The sequence below is a fragment of the Piscinibacter sp. XHJ-5 genome, from assembly GCF_029855045.1.
Lineage (GTDB): Bacteria > Pseudomonadota > Gammaproteobacteria > Burkholderiales > Burkholderiaceae_C > Albitalea.
The window spans coordinates 3,535,372-3,553,471 of the sequence record NZ_CP123228.1 but is presented as its reverse complement, the minus strand read 5'-3'; the positions used below and the strand labels follow the sequence as shown (position 1 = coordinate 3,553,471).

Annotated in this window: 15 protein-coding genes and 2 riboswitches; of the genes, 4 read left to right on the top strand and 11 right to left on the bottom strand. The window is 68.2% G+C overall.

Annotated features, from left to right (window positions below; all coding sequences use genetic code 11):
* Positions 1–21 precede the first annotated feature (21 nt).
* The 4 genes from P7V53_RS16745 to P7V53_RS16730 form a co-directional block, all read right to left on the bottom strand.
* The gene (locus P7V53_RS16745; protein ID WP_280150549.1) at positions 22–1,458 is read right to left on the bottom strand and encodes an aldehyde dehydrogenase family protein; all 1,437 of its coding nucleotides are present in this window, start codon (positions 1,456–1,458) and stop codon (positions 22–24) included.
* 16 nt (positions 1,459–1,474) lie between these two features.
* Positions 1,475–2,386: a 5-dehydro-4-deoxyglucarate dehydratase gene (gene kdgD / locus P7V53_RS16740; protein ID WP_280150548.1), complete on the bottom strand. Its 912-nt coding sequence runs from the start codon at positions 2,384–2,386 to the stop codon at positions 1,475–1,477.
* Positions 2,387–2,398: 12 nt separating this feature from the next.
* On the bottom strand, positions 2,399–3,379 hold the full coding sequence (locus P7V53_RS16735; RefSeq protein WP_280150546.1) for a tripartite tricarboxylate transporter substrate binding protein: 981 nt from the start codon (positions 3,377–3,379) through the stop codon (positions 2,399–2,401).
* A 76-nt stretch (positions 3,380–3,455) separates the two neighbouring features.
* Positions 3,456–4,124, bottom strand: a complete 669-nt coding sequence (locus P7V53_RS16730; RefSeq protein WP_280150544.1) for a FadR/GntR family transcriptional regulator — start codon at positions 4,122–4,124, stop codon at positions 3,456–3,458.
* 424 nt (positions 4,125–4,548) lie between these two features.
* Between P7V53_RS16730 and P7V53_RS16725 the strand changes: the two genes are divergently transcribed.
* From P7V53_RS16725 to P7V53_RS16710, 4 genes are all read left to right on the top strand, one after another.
* Positions 4,549–5,535 (top strand): TRAP transporter substrate-binding protein, encoded by a 987-nt coding sequence (locus P7V53_RS16725; RefSeq protein ID WP_280150542.1) that lies wholly within the window; start codon positions 4,549–4,551, stop codon positions 5,533–5,535.
* A gap of 63 nt (positions 5,536–5,598) precedes the next feature.
* On the top strand, positions 5,599–6,123 hold the full coding sequence (locus tag P7V53_RS16720; RefSeq protein ID WP_280150541.1) for a TRAP transporter small permease: 525 nt from the start codon (positions 5,599–5,601) through the stop codon (positions 6,121–6,123).
* Positions 6,124–6,135: 12 nt separating this feature from the next.
* Positions 6,136–7,419 carry a TRAP transporter large permease gene (locus tag P7V53_RS16715; RefSeq protein ID WP_280150540.1) on the top strand — a complete coding sequence of 428 codons (1,284 nt, stop codon included), beginning with the start codon at positions 6,136–6,138 and terminating at the stop codon, positions 7,417–7,419.
* Positions 7,420–7,448: 29 nt separating this feature from the next.
* On the top strand, positions 7,449–8,525 hold the full coding sequence (locus tag P7V53_RS16710) for a beta-propeller fold lactonase family protein (RefSeq protein WP_280150539.1): 1,077 nt from the start codon (positions 7,449–7,451) through the stop codon (positions 8,523–8,525).
* Position 8,526: 1 nt separating this feature from the next.
* Here the strand turns inward: P7V53_RS16710 and P7V53_RS16705 are convergent, their stop codons facing one another.
* The 7 genes from P7V53_RS16705 to gcvT form a co-directional block, all read right to left on the bottom strand.
* On the bottom strand, positions 8,527–9,786 hold the full coding sequence (locus P7V53_RS16705) for an HD domain-containing phosphohydrolase (RefSeq protein WP_280150538.1): 1,260 nt from the start codon (positions 9,784–9,786) through the stop codon (positions 8,527–8,529).
* Positions 9,787–9,880: 94 nt separating this feature from the next.
* Entirely contained in the window at positions 9,881–10,342 is a 462-nt protein-coding gene (locus P7V53_RS16700; RefSeq protein ID WP_280150537.1) for a hypothetical protein, read from the bottom strand.
* Positions 10,343–10,351: 9 nt separating this feature from the next.
* Positions 10,352–11,743 carry an L-serine ammonia-lyase gene (locus P7V53_RS16695; RefSeq protein WP_280150536.1) on the bottom strand — a complete coding sequence of 464 codons (1,392 nt, stop codon included), beginning with the start codon at positions 11,741–11,743 and terminating at the stop codon, positions 10,352–10,354.
* 3 nt (positions 11,744–11,746) lie between these two features.
* Entirely contained in the window at positions 11,747–13,246 is a 1,500-nt protein-coding gene (locus tag P7V53_RS16690; protein WP_280150535.1) for an NAD(P)/FAD-dependent oxidoreductase, read from the bottom strand.
* A gap of 3 nt (positions 13,247–13,249) precedes the next feature.
* The gene (gene gcvP / locus P7V53_RS16685) at positions 13,250–16,174 is read right to left on the bottom strand and encodes an aminomethyl-transferring glycine dehydrogenase (protein WP_280150534.1); all 2,925 of its coding nucleotides are present in this window, start codon (positions 16,172–16,174) and stop codon (positions 13,250–13,252) included.
* A gap of 69 nt (positions 16,175–16,243) precedes the next feature.
* The gene (gene gcvH / locus P7V53_RS16680) at positions 16,244–16,618 is read right to left on the bottom strand and encodes a glycine cleavage system protein GcvH (RefSeq protein ID WP_280150533.1); all 375 of its coding nucleotides are present in this window, start codon (positions 16,616–16,618) and stop codon (positions 16,244–16,246) included.
* Between the two features lie 40 nt (positions 16,619–16,658).
* Positions 16,659–17,777, bottom strand: coding sequence for a glycine cleavage system aminomethyltransferase GcvT (gene gcvT / locus P7V53_RS16675; RefSeq protein WP_280150531.1), 1,119 nt, complete (start codon positions 17,775–17,777; stop codon positions 16,659–16,661).
* Between the two features lie 52 nt (positions 17,778–17,829).
* Positions 17,830–17,942: riboswitch (glycine riboswitch) on the bottom strand.
* 14 nt (positions 17,943–17,956) lie between these two features.
* Positions 17,957–18,046: riboswitch (glycine riboswitch) on the bottom strand.
* Positions 18,047–18,100: the final 54 nt, after the last annotated feature.

Here is an 18,100-nt window from a genome sequence, read left to right as displayed (position 1 = left end):
GCGGGGCGGGGCGTGCCCTCATCAGGCCAGGGTGTAGGCGGTCTTCACCGTCGTGTAGAACTCGACCGCGTAGCGTCCTTGCTCGCGCGGACCGTAGCTCGAGCCCTTGCGGCCGCCGAAGGGCACGTGATAGTCCACGCCGGCGGTCGGCAGGTTCACCATGACCATGCCGGCCTGGGCGTGCCGCTTGAAGTGCGTCGCGTGCTTGAGCGAGGTGGTGGCGATGCCGGCCGACAGGCCGAACGGCGTGTCGTTGGCGAGCGCAAGCGCCTCGTCGTAATCGCGCGCGCGGATCACGCTGGCCACGGGTCCGAAGATCTCTTCGCGGTTGATCTGCATCGCGGGCAGCGTCTCGGTGAACAGTGCCGGCGCCAGGAAGTGGCCCTCGGTCTCGCGCACCAGCCGCTCGCCCCCGGCGACCAGCCGCGCGCCTTCGCCGCGCCCGATGTCGACATAGCGCAGGTCCTGCTCCAGCTGCGCCAGCGACACCACCGGACCGATGTCGGTGCCGGCGGCCATTGCGTGGCCCACCTTCAGCTTGCCCATGCGCTCGGCAAGGGCGGCCACGAAGCGGTCGTGGATGCCCTGGGTGACGATCAGGCGGCTGGACGCGGTGCAGCGCTGCCCGGTCGAGAAGAACGCGCTTTGGGCGCACAGCTCGACCGCCATGCCGAGGTCGGCGTCGTCGAGCACCACCTGCGGGTTCTTGCCGCCCATCTCGAGCTGCACCTTCGCGCCACGCGCCACGCAGGCCGCCGCGACCTGCCGGCCGACGGTCTGCGATCCGGTGAAGCTGACCGCATCGATGCCGGGGTGGTCGATCAGCGCCTGGCCGACGTCGCGCCCGCTGCCCATCACGAGGTTGAACGCGCCGGCCGGCAACCCGGCACGCGAGATGATCTCGGCCAGCGCCCAGGCGCTGCCCGGCACGATGTCGGCCGGCTTGATGACGACGCAGTTGCCGTAGGCCAGCGCCGGCGCGATCTTCCAGGCGGGGATCGCGATCGGGAAGTTCCACGGGCTGATGATGCCGACCACGCCGACCGGCTCGCGCGTGATCTCGACGCCGACGTTCGATCGCACCGAAGGCAGCAGCTCGCCGCCGGTGCGCAGGCATTCGCCGGCGAAGAACTTGAAGATGTTGCCGGCGCGCGAGACCTCGCCCACCGCCTCGATGCGCGTCTTGCCCTCCTCGCGTGCGAGCAGGGCGCCGAGCTCGTCCTTGCGGGCGAGAATCTCGGTGCCGATCTTCTCCAGCGCATCGGCACGCGCCTGCACGTTGAAGCCCTGCCAGGCCGGCATCGCGGCACGCGCTGCACGCACCGCCTGGTCGACCTGCGCGGCACTGCCTTTGGCGTACTGGCCGATGGTGTCGGCCAGGTCCGACGGATTGACGTTCGGCGTGAAGCCGTTGCCGGCGACCCATTCGCCGCCGATGTAGTGAAGGTGTTCGGTCATGGTCGGCCTCGATGTGCTACTGCGGCCCGAGCTTGCGGATCAGCCTTGCCAGCTGCTCCGTCTCTTCGGCCGTCAGATCGGTCAACGGCGTGCGCACCGGCCCGCCGGGATGCCCGACGATTCGCGCGCCGGCCTTCACGATGCTGACAGCGTAGCCCGCCTTGCGGTTGCGGATGGTCAGGTACGGCAGGAAGAAGTCGTCGAGCAGGCGGCTTTGCGTGGCGCGGTCGTCGTCGGCGACCGCGCGATAGAACTCGAGCGCGGTCTTGGGCACGAAGTTGAACACCGCCGAGGAGTACACCGGCACGCCCAGCGCCTTGTAGGCCGCGGCATACACCTCCGCCGTGGGCAGGCCACCCAGGTAGGCGAAGCGCTCGCCCAGCGCCTGGCGAATGCTCACCATCAGCTCGATGTCGCCGATGCCGTCCTTGAACCCTACCAGGTTGGGGCAGCGCTCGGCCAGCATCGTCAGCGTCGCCGGCGTGAGCCGGCACACCGCGCGGTTGTAGACGATGACGCCGAACTTCACCGAGCGGCACACCGCCTCGACGTGCGCCGCGACGCCTTCGGGGCTGGCCTCGGTGAGGTAGTGGGGCAGCAGGAGGATGCCGTGGGCGCCCAGCCGCTCGGCCTCCTGCGCGCAGGCGATCGCCTGGCGCGTCGGTCCGCCGGCGCCGGCGATGATGGGCACCTTGCCGCGGCAGGTGTTCACCGCGGTGCGGATGATGTCGGCGTACTCACTGCCGGCCAGCGAGAAGAACTCGCCGGTGCCTCCAGCCGCGAACAGCGCGGTGGCGCCATACGGCGCCAGCCACTCGAGCCGGGCCGCGTACGAGCGCGCGTCGAAGTTGCCTTCGGTGTCGAAGTCGGTGATCGGGAACGAGAGCAGGCCCGACGAGATGATGTGCTTGAGATCCTGGGGTGTCATGAGGGACTCGGGTCAGTCGAGACGCACGCCCGCTTCGGCCACGACCTTGGCCCAGCGCGTGCGCTCGGTGGTGAAGAACTGCTTGAATTCGGGGGGCGTCATGGTGGCCACCTCGGCGCCCTGCGCGACCAGCCGGGCGCGGATGTCGGGCGAGCGGATGATGCGCACCAGCTCGGTATTGAGCGCCTGCACGATGTTCGCGGGCGTGCCCGCCGGCGCCAGCACCCCTTGCCAGGTGCCCGACTCGAAGCCCGGCACGCCGGTCTCGGCGATGGTCGGCAGGTTGGGCGTGAGGGCCATGCGCGTGCGCTTGGAGACGGCGATCGCCTTCAGCTTGCCCGACTGCACGTGGGGCAGTGTGGCCAGCATGCCGTTCATCAGCACCTGGGCCTGGCCGCCGACGGTGTCCCCGATGGCCTGCGCGCCGCCCTTGTACGGGATGTAGAGCCACTTGGCGCCGGTCGCCCGCTCCACGGCCACGCCGGCCAGGTGCGGCGCGCTGCCGATGGCGGTGACCGCGAAGTTGAGCTGGGTCGTCTTCGACAGCGCCACCAGCTCGGGCAGCGTGTTCGCCGGCACCGAGGGATGTACGACAAGCATGTGCGGCGAGTAGGCCAGCATGGTCACCCCGGCCAGGTCCTTGGACGGGTCGAAGGGAAGCTTCGTGTAGACCGATCCGGTGATCGCCAGCGCGCCCACGTCGCACAACAGAAGCGTGTGGCCGTCGGGCGCGGCCTTGGCCACCGCGTCGGTGCCGAGGTTGCCGTTGGCGCCGGCCTTGTTCTCGATGACCACCGGCTGTTTCAGCGCCTCGGACAGGGGCTGGCTGATCAGGCGCGCGATGATGTCCGACGAGCCGCCGGGCGGGTAGGGCACCACGATCCGGATCGGCTTGGTGGCCCAGCTCTGCTGGGCCAGTGCGGGCAGGGCGAGCGTGGCCGCGGCGACGCCGGTGACTTGCAGCAGACGTCTGCGGGAGGGTGAATACAGCATGCGGTGCCTCCTTAGTTGTCAGTCATCGTACAACATGGTGCGCACAAGTTCAAGCAGAAATCTGGCCGCGAGCGGCTTACGCGCCCACCGCCTCGTTTGCTCGACGCAGGCGCTCGCGGCTGTTCGCCAGATGCGTGCGCATCGCCGCCCGAGCCGCTTCGGGATCGTGGTTGGCGATCGCGTTGACGATGTTCTCGTGCTCGGTGTTCACGCGGTGCAGGTAGTCGCGGCGGCCTTCGCCCGCAACCTTGGCGGTGTTGAGCCGCGCGCGCGGGATGATCATCGTGCCGAGATAGGTCATCAGCTCCAGGAAGTGCACGTTCTGCGTCGCCTTGGCGACCTCGAGGTGGAACTGGAAATCGGGCGCGAGCGCGTCGCCGTTCTCTTCGATGGCGGTGGTGAACGATGCCAGCGCCTGGCGCATCGCGCTCAGGTTGTCGTCGGTGCGGCGCACGGCGGCCAGGCCAGCCGCTTCGGTCTCCAGGCCGATGCGCAGCTCGAGCACCGCGATGACCTCGCGCGCGGTGGCGATCTGCTCCGGCGCGATGCGGAAGTTGGTGGTCTCGCCGGTGCCGACCACGAAGGTCCCCACGCCGTGGCGTGTCTCGACCAGTCCGCCAGCCTGCAGCTTGGACAACGCTTCGCGCACCACGGTGCGGCTGACGCCGAACTCGCTCATGATCGCCGCCTCGGTGGGCAGCTTGTCGCCGGAGCGCATCTGTCCCTCGCGGATGCGCGCGGTCATGGTGTCGACCAGTCCGAGCGCCAGATTGCGGGGACGCCGTTGCGGGTGGGAGTGACTGCCGGGAGCGTGCATGTCGTCGCGGGTTTCCCCTGGGAGTTCGCTATTGACAGGCGCCGGTGGCCTGCCGACCATACCGCCGTTGTATGACAACAGATAACGTACATCGGCTGCTCCTCAATGTATGCAAAAGCGGCGCCGCTGTCCAACTCTCGGAATCCCCTGATGTCCCCTCCCATCGCACCCGGCTCCTTGACGATCCGGCAACGATCTTTCAGGGGGGCGTGTTCGTGCGCACCGGGCCTTTCGAATGAAACCCGTTGCCCCGTTTAGAACGCGCATGCCATAGTCGAAAAAACGTAGAACAAACGTGCCGCGGCCCACGCGCAACGGCCCGCATCCGGTGCAACCAGAGAAGGAGACATTCATGAAGCGTCGCGAACTGATCAAGCTGTGCGCCTCGTCCCTCGCCGCGGGCACGGTGCCGGGCATCGCCTTGGCGCAGGACAAGGTGGTGTGGAAGGCGTCCGACGTGCACCCGCTCGGCTACCCGACCGTCGAGGCCATCCAGCGCATGGGCAAGAAGCTGGAGCAGCAGACCAACGGCCGCATCTCGATCCAGATGTACCCGTCGATGCAGCTCGGCGGCGAGAAGGAGATGATCGAGCAGGCGCAAGTGGGTGCCCTGCAGATCGCCCGGATCTCGGTGGGCGCGATGGGTCCGGTGGTGGACGAGCTGAACGTCTTCAACCTGCCTTTCATCTTTCGCGATGAAGCGCACATGCGCAAGGTGATCGACGGCCCGATCGGCACCGAATTGCTCGACAAGATTTCCGCCTCGCCGCAGACCCGACTGATCGCGCTGGGCTGGATGGACGCCGGAACCCGCAACGTCTATTCGAACAAGCCGGTGACCAAGCCCGGCGACCTGAAGGGCATGAAGGTCCGCATGATGGGCAATCCCATTTTCGTGGAGACGATGAACGCGATGGGCGGCAACGGCGTCGCGATGGGCTTCAACGAGCTCTACTCGGCCATGCAGACCGGCGTGGTCGATGGCGCCGAGAACAACGAGCCCACCGTGCTGGCGCAGAACCACTACCAGGTCGCCAAGGTGTACAGCCTCACCGGGCACCTGATCATTCCGGAGATCTTCGTCTTCTCCAAGCGCACCTGGGACACGCTGACCCCGGCTGACCAGCAGCTGCTGAAGAAGCTGGCCCGCGAGGCCCAGATGGAGCAGCGCCAGCTGTGGGACGAGAAGTCAGCCAAGGCCACCGAGGAGCTCAAGGCGAAGGGCGTGCAGTTCGTGGCCGCGGACAAGGCCGCCTTCTACAAGGCCACTCAGCCGGTGCGCGACAAGTACGGCACCAAGTTCGGTGCCCTGCTCAAGCGCATCGAGGACACCAAGTAGCCGAAGCAGATGCGGGCACGCGGCCGGCCGGCGCGCGTGCCTGTTTTTTTGCCTGGAGCGCCCATGGAAAGCATGAAGAAGCTGTACAGGCAGGCGATGGAATGGCTGTACATCGCCTGCATCTGCGTCGCCGGGACCGTCATGGTCGCGATGACGATCATCATTCCGTATGGCGTTTTCATGCGCTACGCGATGAACTCGCCCTCGAGCTGGCCCGAGCCGGCCGGCGTGCTGCTGATGGTGGTCTTCTCCTTCATCGGCGGCGCTGCCGCCTACCGGGCGCGCGCCCACATCGCCGTGTCGACCCTGCTCAATGCGCTGGGCGACAAGAACCGCGCACGCACCGAGTTCGTCGCCGAGATCGGCATGGCGGTCATCGGCGTCTTCATGATCAAGTGGGGCATCCTGCTCGTCGAGGCCACCTGGCACAACACCATCGCGGAGTTCCCCGGCCTCTCCGCCGGTCTCACCTACATGCCGATCCCGGTGTCGGGCGTCGTGATGATCCTCTTCGTGATCGAGCGACTGTGGCTCGGCGATGCACCGCCGGATTCGTTCACCTTCCGCGATCAGCCGCAACTGGACTGACGAAGGCCCGCCATGCAAGCTGCCATCCTGCTGATCACCTTCCTCGTCTTCATGTTCCTCGGCATGCCCGTCGCCTACGCGATGGGCCTGGCCACGCTGGTCACGGCGCTCTTCATCGACATTCCGCTCGAGGCGATCATGCTGAAGATCTCCGACGGCATGGACGACTTCGCGCTGCTCACCATCCCGCTGTTCGTGCTCGCCGGCGCGATCATGTCGGAGGGCGGGGTGGCGCGAAGGCTGGTCGACCTGGCGAAGGTCTTCCTCGGGTTCATCCGCGGCGGACTGGCGCTGGTGAACGTGATGGCCTCGACGCTGTTCGGCTGCCTGTCGGGGTCCTCGGTCGCGGACACGGCGGCGATCGGCTCGGTGATGATTCCCGAGATGGTGCGCAACGGCTACTCCAAGGTCTTCGCCACCAACGTCACCATCTGCGGGTCCGTGCAGGCGATCCTCGTTCCGCCCTCGCACAACTCGATCATCTACTCCATCGCCACCGGCGGCTCGGTGTCGATCGCGGCGTTGTTCATGGCCGGAGTCTTCCCCGGCCTGCTGTTCGGGCTGTCCATCGTGGCGCTGGTGCTCATCAGGGCGCGCAAGCACAACTTTCCGGCCAGCCGCGTGGTGCCGCTCAGCGAGGCGGTCAAGATCGCGCTCGACGCGGTGTGGGGACTGCTGACCATCGTCATCATCCTGGGCGGCATCCTGTCCGGCGTCTTCACGGCCATCGAATCAGGGGCCGTGGCATGCGTCTACGCGTTCTTCTGCACGATGGTGATCTACCGCGACTACAAGTGGCGCGACCTGCCCAAACTGGTGCACCGGGTGACCAAGACGGTCGCGATGGTGATGATGGTGATCGGCTTCGCGGCGGGCTTCGGCTACATGATGGCGATCATGCAGCTGCCGTCGATGGCGACGCAGTTCTTCCTTTCCATCACGGACAACAAGTACGTGATGCTGTTCTTCGTGAACATCATGTTGCTCATCCTCGGCACCTTCATGGACATGGCGCCGATGATCCTCATCTGCACGCCGATCATGCTGCCCGTGATGAAGGCCATGGGCGTGGACCCGGTGCACTTCGGGATGATCATGCTGCTCAACCTCGGCATCGGACTGATCACGCCGCCGGTCGGACCGACGCTGTTCGTCGGGTGCGCCATCGGCAAGGTGACGATGGAGGAAGTCTCGAAGGAGCTATGGCCGTTCTACGGGGCGATGTGCTTTGCGCTCCTGCTGGTGACCTACATCCCCGCCATATCGCTGTGGTTGCCGCGAATGCTCAACTACTGAGCCGCTGCGCGAGTGACCAGGAGACCGCCATGCCCCGACGCCTTCTTCGAGCGTTGCTTTCCCTGCCTTTGCTGCTGAGTACCGCGATGTCCGACGCCGCCACTTTCGTCTACGTCTCCAACGCCGACAGCAAGGAGATCTCCGTCCTGTTGCTCGATGCCGACAAGGGCGACCTGGCCCTGGTGCAGACCCTGCCGGTCGGCGGCCAGGTCATGCCGATGGCGGTGAGCCCGGACCGCAAGTATCTCTACGCCGCGCTGCGCTCGCAGCCGTACACCGTCGCCAGCTTTTCCATCGATGCGCGCGACGGCCGGCTGAGCCCCATCGGCACCGCGCCGCTGCCGGACAGCATGGCCTACATCGCCGTCGACCGCATCGGCCGCTCGCTGTTCGCCGCCTCGTACGGTGGGCACAAGCTCAGTGTGGGTCCCATCGGACGCGACGGCGTCGCGGGCCCGGCGGCCCAGGTCCTGCCGACCGGGCAGAACGCGCATGCGGTCCTGGTCGATCCGTCGAACCGCTACGTGCTCGTCAGCAACCTCGGTTCCGATGCGGTGATGCAGATGCGCTTCGATGCCGTCACCGGCCAGCTCACGCCCAACGCACCGCCCACGCTGGCCACGCGCGCCAAGGCAGGGCCGCGGCATCTGGTGTTCCATCCGAACGGCCGCTTCGTGTACCTGCTCAACGAGCTCGACGCCAGCGTCGACGTGCTGAGCTTCGATGGGCAGAACGGCACCCTGGCGACCGTGCAATCGCTGAGCACGCTGCCCGCGGGGTTCAGCGGCAAGCCTTGGGCCGCGGATCTCCACCTGACGCCGGACGGCCGCTTTCTCTATACCTCCGAGCGCACCGCCAGCACGCTCGCCGCCTTCGCCGTCGACGCATCCACCGGCCAGCTCAAGCTGCTGGGCCACACGCCCACCGAGAAGCAGCCGCGCGGCTTCAACATCGATCCGTCCGGTCGCTACCTGGTGGCGGTCGGTCAGCTCTCGCATGCCGTCACCCTCTACGCGATCGAGCGCGACAGCGGGGCGCTGAAGGCCTTGAAGAGCTACTCGCTGGGACAGAACCCGAACTGGGTCGAGATCGTTTCGATGCCCTGACTCAGGCGCTGAGACACTCGCAGAAGCTGTCCAGTCGCTCTCCATCCGCCGCCGGCAGCTCGCCGGCGCGCAGCCGCGTCGCTCGCTCGATTCCGCGCAGCCGGAACAGCAGCTCGTCTTCCACCGCTTCCACTTCTGCGCAATCGTGCTCGGCAAGCGCTTGGCTGCTCCACAAGCCGCTGGCGTTCCAGCCGGTGCGCAGCCGGTTCAACAGGTGCTGCGCCAGGCCGAGTGCCTCCTTCAGCGCTGGCGTCTGCGCCTGCAGCATCAGCGTGCTGGTGCGGAACTGCGCGGCCTGCAAGGCGGCATCCAGCCGTCCCAGGCGCTCCTTGATCTCGTCGGCGCTCAGCGTCGCCTGCAGCGCCGGCTGCGTGCGCGCGGCGCGCGACAGCAAGCCGGTCCAGCCCAGATCGAACTCGCCCGGCACGACGCGCAGCGCCATGCTGGCGCGGGCCAGGTGCGGACGCTCGCCGCGCAGCACGCCGAGCGCGGCTTCGCTGACCGCCAGCAGGCGGCCGAGCGGCGACACCTGATCGCGCTGCAGGCAATGCGGATAGCCCGAGCCGTCGAGCCGTTCGTGGTGCTCGGCGACGGCGCGGGCCACCTCGGGCGGGTAGTTGGTCAGCTGCTCGATCAGCAGCCGCCCGACGTGCGGATGCACCACCAGGTGCTGGTAGCTCTGCGCGTCCAGCGTGCGGTCGGCATCGGCTTCGCCGTATTGCGGCGCGATGTACATCTCGCCCAGGTCGTGCAGCAGGCCGGCGAGCATGGCAAGACGAAGATGCCGCGTGTCGGCCCCGTGCACGAGCGCGAGAGCGCCGTTCAGCGCCATCGCCTGCACGGCATGGTCGAACGATTCGGCACGCGCCGCCTGGCCCGCCGTGAGCAGCAGCTGCGCCACCGAGTGCAGCGGCAGGTGCGTTGCCGCATGCACCAGGCGATCCGCGCAGGGCCGCAGCAGCACGGCGAGGGGCGAATCGCGCTCGAGCAGCGCCTCGACGGACTGCACCAGCGAGCGGGAGGTGACGCCGTCCTCGGCGTACAGGCAGCTCTCCAGCGGATGACGCAGCTGGCGGTCCAGCAGCTTGCGCTGCAGCGCCTGCGACACCGGCTGGTCGCGAGCCCACAGCTTCGTGCCGGAGACGTCGAAGATGTCCCGCGAAGCGATGATCGATCGTGTCTCGCTGGCCTCGAGGATGGTGGCGAGCGCGTGCGGATTGGCGCTCGAGAAAGTGGCGCTTTGCGCCCCGGACGTGTTCATCGCAGTCTCCGGAAGAGCCGAGTCCACGGGGTTTTCGGCGCCGGCCGCGAGAACTTGAGGCCGAGAGTGTGACAACCCGATGGCCGGCGCTTTTTCAGGGACGACGCGACCAGCGGCGTGCCGCATCGCGTGCGTCAGCCTCGAAGGGGGCGTCCTCGTAGCCGTGGCGCGCCACCTGCTTCAGGTAGGCGAAGAGAAACGAGTTCAGCGAGCCGGCCTGCTCGCATTGGCGCACGTGGCGGCATTCGTGCGCGAGCAACGGCATGCTGAGCGCGGCGCCGCGAAGGTAGAGCGCGTAGCCGAGCGCGAGCCCGTCGACGTCGGGACTCGGCAGGTCCAGGCGATGCGCCACCTGCTCGACGATGCGGCCTCCAGGAATGGGCACGCGCTCGACGAGGCGCACCCGAATGCGCTCCGGATGGGCCACGCCGACCGCGGCGGCCACCTGTTGCTGGCTCGGCGTCAGCGGCATCCCGTTGCGCAGCACGCGGCGCCGCTGCCACGCCGCCCAGGCGGCGACCAGCGGCGTGAAGACAGGCAGCAAGCGCTTCAGCATGGCCGTGGCTCAGCACTCGACGATGTTCACGGCCAGCCCGCCCCGCGCGGTCTCCTTGTACTTCGTCATCATGTCCGCGCCCGTCTCGCGCATCGTCTTGATGACCTTGTCGAGGCTCACGTGGTGCGTGCCGTCGCCGCGCAGCGCCATGCGCGCGGCGTTGATTGCCTTCACTGACGCGATGGCGTTGCGCTCTATGCACGGGATCTGCACCAGCCCGCCGACCGGATCGCAGGTGAGCCCCAGGTGGTGCTCCATGCCGATCTCGGCGGCGTTCTCGATCTGCTCCGGCGTGCCGCCCATCACCGCGCACAGCGCGCCGGCGGCCATGGAACATGCCACGCCGACCTCGCCCTGGCAGCCGACCTCGGCTCCGGAGATGGAGGCGTTCTCCTTGTACAGGATGCCGATGGCCGCGGCGGTGAGCAGGAAGTCGATCACGCCGGTGTCCGTGGCAAGCGGATAGAAGCGGGTGTAGTAGTGGAGCACCGCCGGCACGATGCCGGCCGCGCCGTTGGTCGGAGCGGTCACCACGCGTCCGCCGGCGGCGTTCTCCTCGTTGACGGCCAGCGCATACAGATTCACCCAGTCGAGCACCTGCAGCGGATCGCGCAGCGCCGCCTCCGGGTTGGCGCAGAGCTGCCGATGCAGGGCGGCGGCGCGCCGCCGCACCTTGAAGCCTCCCGGCAGCACGCCGTCGGTGCGCAGCCCGCGTTCGACACAGGCCTGCATCACGTGCCAGATCTTCATCAGGCCGGCGTCGATCTCGGCGTCGCTGCGCCAGTGGCGCTCATTGCGTCGCATCACGCCGGCGATGCTCAAGCCCTCGCGCTGCGTCAGCTCGAGGAGTTCGGCGCCCGAGTGGAAGGGCAGCGGCAGCAGTGTCGTGTCCGGCGCGACCTGCTTGTGCCGGCTGCCGTCCGCGGCCACCTCGTCGCTGACGACAAAGCCGCCGCCAACCGAGTAATAGGTGCGGGCCGCAAGCTCGGCGCCGCCCGCGTCGAACGCCAGGAAGCGCATGCCGTTGGCATGGAAGGGCAGGCTCTCGCGGCGGTGGAACACGAGGTCGGCCTTCTCGTCGAAGGCGATTTGGTGCGTGCCCGCCAGCGGCAAGGTGTGCTGCGCCCGCATCGCCTGCAGCAGCGCAGGAATCTGCTCGACATCGACCGTGTCGGGTTCGTGCCCTGCCAGGCCCAGCAGCACTGCCTTGTCGCTGCCGTGGCCCTTGCCGGTGGCGCCGAGCGAGCCGTACAGCTCGGCGCGGATGCGTGCCGTGCGCTCGAGCTGGCCGTCGTGCTGCAGGCGCTGCACGAACACCCGCGCCGCGCGCATGGGGCCGACGGTGTGCGAGCTGCTGGGACCGATGCCGATCTTGAAGAGGTCGAACGCGGAAACTGCCATGCGTCAGGTGGGTAGCGGCTCGTAGTCGGCGAGGTCGAAACGCCAGGTGCGCAGCCGGTATTCGAGCGTGGTGCCCGGCCACAGCGTCGTGATCAGCCCGTCGCGCGTCTGATACCAGCTGGTGCAGCCGCCGGTGGACCACACGGTGCGCTTCATGCGCTGCTGCAGGCGGGTGTTGAAGGCATCGGCGACATCCCATCGCGCATCGACCGCCCCGACGCGGGCGTGGTCCATGCGCTTGAGCGCCGAAAGCACGTAGCGCAGCTGGGACTCGATCATGAACACCATCGAGTTGTGGCCCAGCCCGGTGTTCGGGCCGACGATCATGAAGAGGTTGGGAAAGCCCGGCACGGTCACGCCCAGATAGGCGTGAGCGCCGTGGCGCCACACGTCGTTGAGCTCGAGGCCGTGGCGCCCGCGCACGGGGAAGGGCGCCATCGCCTCGGCCGCCTGGAAGCCGGTGGCGAGCACGAGTACGTCGAGCGGGTGGTGCGCTCCGTCGGCCGTGACCACGCCGTCGGGCACGACGCGGGCGATGGCCGAGGTGACGAGCTGAACGTTGCGCCGCTCCATCGCGGGATAGAAGTCGCTGGCCAGCAGGACGCGCTTGCATCCCAGGCGATAGTTCGGCGTCAGGGCTGCGCGCAGGGCGGGGTCCTTGATGCGCATGCGCAGGCGGGACAGGAGCAGCGGCTCCATCGAGGCCATGATGCGCGGCTGCCAGATGAAGCCCGGCGCCCGCATCTCGTGAATCGCATACACGACCGCCCGCGCCAGCGCTCGCAGGCCCGGAACACGGTCGTAGAGCCAGCGCTCGGCGACGCTCAGGCGGCGCTGGCGCTTGGGAATGATCCACGCCGGCGTGCGCTGGAACAGCGTGAGCCGCGCAGCCTTGTCGACGAGCTGCGGAACGATCTGGATGGCGCTGGCGCCGGTGCCCACGACGCCGATGCGCCTGCGCTCGAGCGGCACTTCGGCGTGCCAGCGCGCCGTGTGCATGACGGTGCCCGTGAAGTCGGCCAGGCCTTCGATGTCGGGAATCTTGGGACGGCTCAGCCCGCCGGTGGCGTTGACGACGACGCGCGCGGTCCATTGCACCGCCTTGCCGCCGCGCTCCTCGGCGAGCACGTTCCAGCGCTGCGACACCTCGTTCCACTCGATCGACGCGATCCGGGTGCGCAGGCGCAGATGCGGCCCGAGCCGGAAACGATCGACGCAGCGATTGAGGTACGCCTCGATCTCCTGCTGGCCGGGATAGTTGCTCGACCAGTCGGGGTTGGGCGCGAAGCTGAACGAATACAGCAGCGACGGGATATCGCAGGCCGCGCCGGGATACCGGTTGGCGTGCCAGGTGCCGCCGACGCCGGCGTTCTGCTCGACGATGACGAAGTCGTCGCGGCCCGACTGCTTCAGGCGGATGCCCATGCCGAGGCCGCCGAATCCAGCGCCAATGACGATGACGTCGTGATGCCCAGGCGCCGGCGGCAACGGCACGTCATCCATGGCTCACCCCTCGTGTGGTCGGTCCTCGTAGGCTGCCAAGGGTACACAACTGCAGAACAAGTTGCGATCCCCGTACACGTTGTCGACGCGTCCGACGGGCGACCAGTACTTCTGGCGCCTCAGGCTCTTCAGCGGGTAGGCGGCTTCCTCGCGGCTGTACGCATGCGGCCAGTCGGCCTTGAGCAGCGCTTCGGCGGTATGCGGCGCGGCCTTCAGCGGGTTGTCCTCGCGCGGCCAGGCGTCGTTCTCGACCTTGCGGATCTCGTCGCGGATGGCGACCATCGCGTCGCAGAAGCGGTCCAGCTCGTTCAGCGGCTCGCTCTCGGTGGGCTCCACCATCAGCGTGCCGGCCACCGGGAAGCTCAGGGTGGGCGCGTGGAAGCCGTAGTCGATGAGTCGCTTGGCCACGTCCTCGGCGCTGATGCCGGAGCTGTCCTTCAGCGGGCGCAGGTCGAGGATGCACTCGTGCGCGACGCCGCCGCCCTTCACGTCGGCGATGTTGCCGCTGAAGTGGATGTCGTAGTGGTCGGCCAGGCGCGCCGCGACGTAGTTGGCGCTGAGGATGGCCGTCTCGGTAGCGGCCTTGAGTCCGTCGGCGCCCATCATGCGGACATACATCCAGCTGATCGGCAGCACGGCGGCGTTGCCGAGCGGGGCCGCCGAGACGGCGCCGATCTGGCGCTCGTCGCCGAAGCCGCCCGAACGGTGGGCCGGGAGATAGGGCACCAGGTCGTCCACGACGCACACTGGTCCGACGCCCGGCCCGCCGCCGCCGTGCGGGATGCAGAAGGTCTTGTGCAGGTTGAGGTGGCTGACGTCGCCGCCGAACTCGCCCGGCGCCGCCACCCCGACCAGCGCATTCATGTTGGCGCCGTCCACGTAGACGCGGCCGCCGTGGCGATGCACGAGATCGCACATCTCCTTGACGTGCGTGTCGAACACGCCGTAGGTCGACGGGTAGGTGATCATGATGCAGGCCAGCTGCCGGCCGTGCTGCTCGCACTTGGCTTTCAGGTCGGCGAGGTCGACATTGCCCTCGGCGTCGCACCGGGTCACGACGACCTGCATGCCGACCATCTGCGCGCTGGCCGGGTTGGTGCCATGCGCCGACTCCGGGATCAGGCAGACGTTGCGATGTCCTTCGCCGCGCGCCTGGTGGTAGGCGCGGATGATCAGCAGGCCGGCGTATTCACCCTGCGAGCCGGCGTTGGGCTGCAGGCTGATGCCGGCGTAGCCGGTGGCCTGGCACAGCCAGTCGCGAAGCTGCTGGTCGAGCTCGAGGTAGCCGGCGAGCTGGTCGCGCGGCGCGAACGGATGGACCTGCGCGAACTCGGGCCAGGTGATGGGGATCATCTCGCTGGTCGCATTGAGCTTCATCGTGCAGGAGCCCAGCGGGATCATCGAGCGGTCGAGCGCGAGATCCTTGTCGGACAGGCTGCGGATGTAGCGCAGCATCTCGGTCTCGCTGTGATGGGCGTTGAACACCGGGTGCGTGAGGAAGGCGCTGCGGCGCGACAGGTCGGCCGGAAACAGCGGTGGCGTGCCGTTCTCGAACTGCGCGAACGAAGGCAGCAGCTGGCCTTGCGCAAACAGGGTCCACAGGGCATGGACGTCGTCGCGCTGCGTGGTCTCGTCGAGCGTGATGCTCACGGATCCGCCCGAGGCCTTTCGCAGGTTGAAGCCGGCGTCGCGTGCTGCCTGCATGACCGAGGGGGTGTGGTCTCCGGTGAACACCTCCAGCGTGTCGAAGGCGGTCTCGTGTGCGAGCTTGCACCCGAGCTGCCTGAGACCCGCGGCGAGGATGGCGGTGTAGCTCGCCACGCGGCGCGCGATGCGGCGCAGTCCCTCGGGGCCGTGATAGACGGCGAACATGCTCGCCACGACGGCGGGCAGCACCTGCGCCGTGCAGATGTTCGACGTGGCCTTCTCGCGCCGGATGTGCTGCTCGCGGGTCTGCAGCGACAGGCGGTAGGCCGGGTCGCCGTGACTGTCGACGCTCACGCCGACCAGGCGGCCGGGAAGCTGGCGCTTGAAGTCGTCCTTGGTCGCCATGTAGGCGGCGTGCGGACCGCCGTTGCCCATCGGCATGCCGAAGCGCTGGGTGTTGCCGACGGCGATGTCGGCGCCCATCTCGCCGGGTGGCGTGAGGATGGTGAGCGCCAGCAGGTCGGCCGCGACGATGGCGAGGCCGCCGCGCGCGTGCACCTGGTCGATCAGCGGCTTGAGGTCGCGCACGACGCCGGTGACGCCGGGGTATTGCAGCAGCACCGCGAAGGCGTCGGCCGAGCCCGCTTCCTCGGCCGGGCCCGTGACGACGGTGACCCCGAGCGGCTCGGCGCGCGTGCGCACGACTTCCAGCGTCTGCGGCAGCACGTCGTCGGCGACGAAGAAGGCGCGGGCGTTGCTCTTGCCGACGCGCATCGCGAGCGTCATCGCCTCCGCGGCCGAGGTCGCCTCGTCGAGCATGGAGGCGTTGGCGATCGCCAGGCCGGTGAGGTCCGTCACCATGGTCTGGAAATTCACCAGCGCTTCCATGCGGCCCTGCGAGATTTCAGCCTGGTACGGCGTGTAGGCGGTGTACCAGGCCGGGTTCTCGAGCACGTTGCGCAGGATGACCCCGGGGGTGTGGGTGCCGTGGTAGCCCTGGCCGATGAAGCTTTTCAGCACGCGGTTCTTGCCCGCGATGCCCTTGAGCTCGGCCAGCGCCTGCGCTTCAGTCAGCGGCGCGGGCAGGTCCATCGGCCTGGCGCGCACGATGGAGCGCGGCACCACCGCGTCGATCAGCGCCTGGCGCGAGGCCATGCCGATGACCGACAGCATGCGCCGCTCGTCTTCGGCTTCGATGCCGATGTGGCGGGCGACGAACTCGGAGCGGTTCTCGAGCTCACCGAGCGGACGGGCGTTGGAGGAGTGGGCGGACATCAGCATGGCAATTCCAGGAAGACGAAATCTCGACGCGGGCTTCGGCGTCGAGCCCGGCGGTGGAGGAAAGGGCGGTCAGGAGTTCTTCACCAGCACGTCGTACGCGGGGCCGTCCATGAGCTGCTCGAACTCCGCCATGTCGTTCACGTGGACCTTGAAGAACCAGCCGTTGCCGAGGGGGTCGCTGTTGGCCAGCGACGGATCGGCGCGCAGTGCCTCGTTGACCTCGACGACCTCGCCGCTCACCGGCATGAAGATGTCCGCCGCCGCCTTCACCGATTCGACGACGCCCGCCACCTCGCCCTTCTTGAAGGTGCGTCCGACTTCGGGCAGATCCACGAAGACCACGTCGCCCAGCGCATCTTGCGCGTGCTGGGTGATGCCGACCGTCGCGGCTTCGTGGTCCTCGATGTTGATCCACTCGTGATCGGGCGTGTACATGGTGGTCATGGGTCGGTGCTCCTGGCAGTGTCTTGGAAGAGGGAAAGGGTCAGCCGCGGAAATAGCGGTGCGGGTGGAACGGCATGGCGCAGACACGCATCGGCTGACGCTTGCCGCGCACGTCGGCGTACACCTCGTGGCTCGGCAGCGCGTGGTTGGCCGCGAGGTAGGCCATCGCGATCGGATGGTTGACGCTGGGCGACAGCGTGCCGCTGGTGACGTGGCCCAGCACATGGCCGTGCGAATCGGTGATCTTCGCACCTTCGCGCACCGGCACGCGCTCGAGGCCGAGCAGGCCGACACGCTTGACGGCCGCGCCGTTGGCGAGCTGCGAGTCGACGACGCTTGCGCCGGGATACCCGCCGGCACGCGCGCCGCCGGCGCGGCGCACTTTCTGGATCGCCCAGGTGAGTCCGGCCTCGATCGGCGTCGTCGTCTGGTTGATGTCGTGGCCGTAGAGGCACAGGCCCGCCTCCAGCCGCAGCGTGTCGCGCGCGCCCAGGCCGGCCGGCTTCACCTCGGGCTGCGACAGCAGCGCGCGCGCCAGCTCCTCGGCCTCTTCGGCCGGCACCGAGATCTCGAAGCCGTCTTCGCCTGTGTAGCCGGAGCGGGTCACGAAGCAGCGGATGCCGGAGAGCTCGAATTCGCCGCCGGTCATGAAGGTGAGCCTGGCGACATCGGCGTTCAATCGGGCCAGGGCGATGACGGCCTTGGGACCCTGCAGCGCGAGCAATCCCCGGTCGGGCAGGGGTTGCACGGTGCAGCGGTGGCTGATGTGGGTGACCATGTGGCGGATGTCGGCGTCCTTGCAGGCGGCATTGACCACCAGGAACAGGTCGTGCTCGCGCCGGGTGACCATCAGGTCGTCGAGGATGCCGCCGCTGGCATTGGTGAAGAACGCATAGCGCTGCTTGCCGACGCCCAGATCCACCACATCCATCGGCACCAGCGATTCGAGCGCGCGCGCGGCATCGTCGCCGATGAGGCGCAGCTGGCCCATGTGCGACACGTCGAACAGCGCGGCCGACTCGCGGCACTGCTTGTGCTCGGCGATGATGCCGCCGGGATAGTTGACCGGCATGTCGTAGCCGGCGAACTCCACCATCTTGGCGCCGAGTTCGAGGTGCAGCGCGTAAAGCGGGGTCTTGAGCAGTTCGGTGGCGGACATCTTCACTCTCCGAGGGCATTCTTGGGACCAACGCATCCATGATGCGTTGGGGGATGCCCTCTCTGTCCGCTTTACCTGAGAGATTGGCGGCTGCCGGATGACGGTCGGCCGCTTGCCCCTTCGGTGGACCCGCTCGGGGGCGGGTCTCTCTCCAGCGAGGAACGCCCTGCGTTGCTTCAGGGCGCTTGCCAGTCCTTTTGCCTGAGCGTTCGGGCCGGAGCCCTGCGCCTTCGGCGGCTTCGCGTGAAGCTCTCTCCTGGCCGGTGGAGTGTAGCCCAGGCCACACCGGTCAGAACCGCGCGGGCCGGGGATCGTGCCGCCGC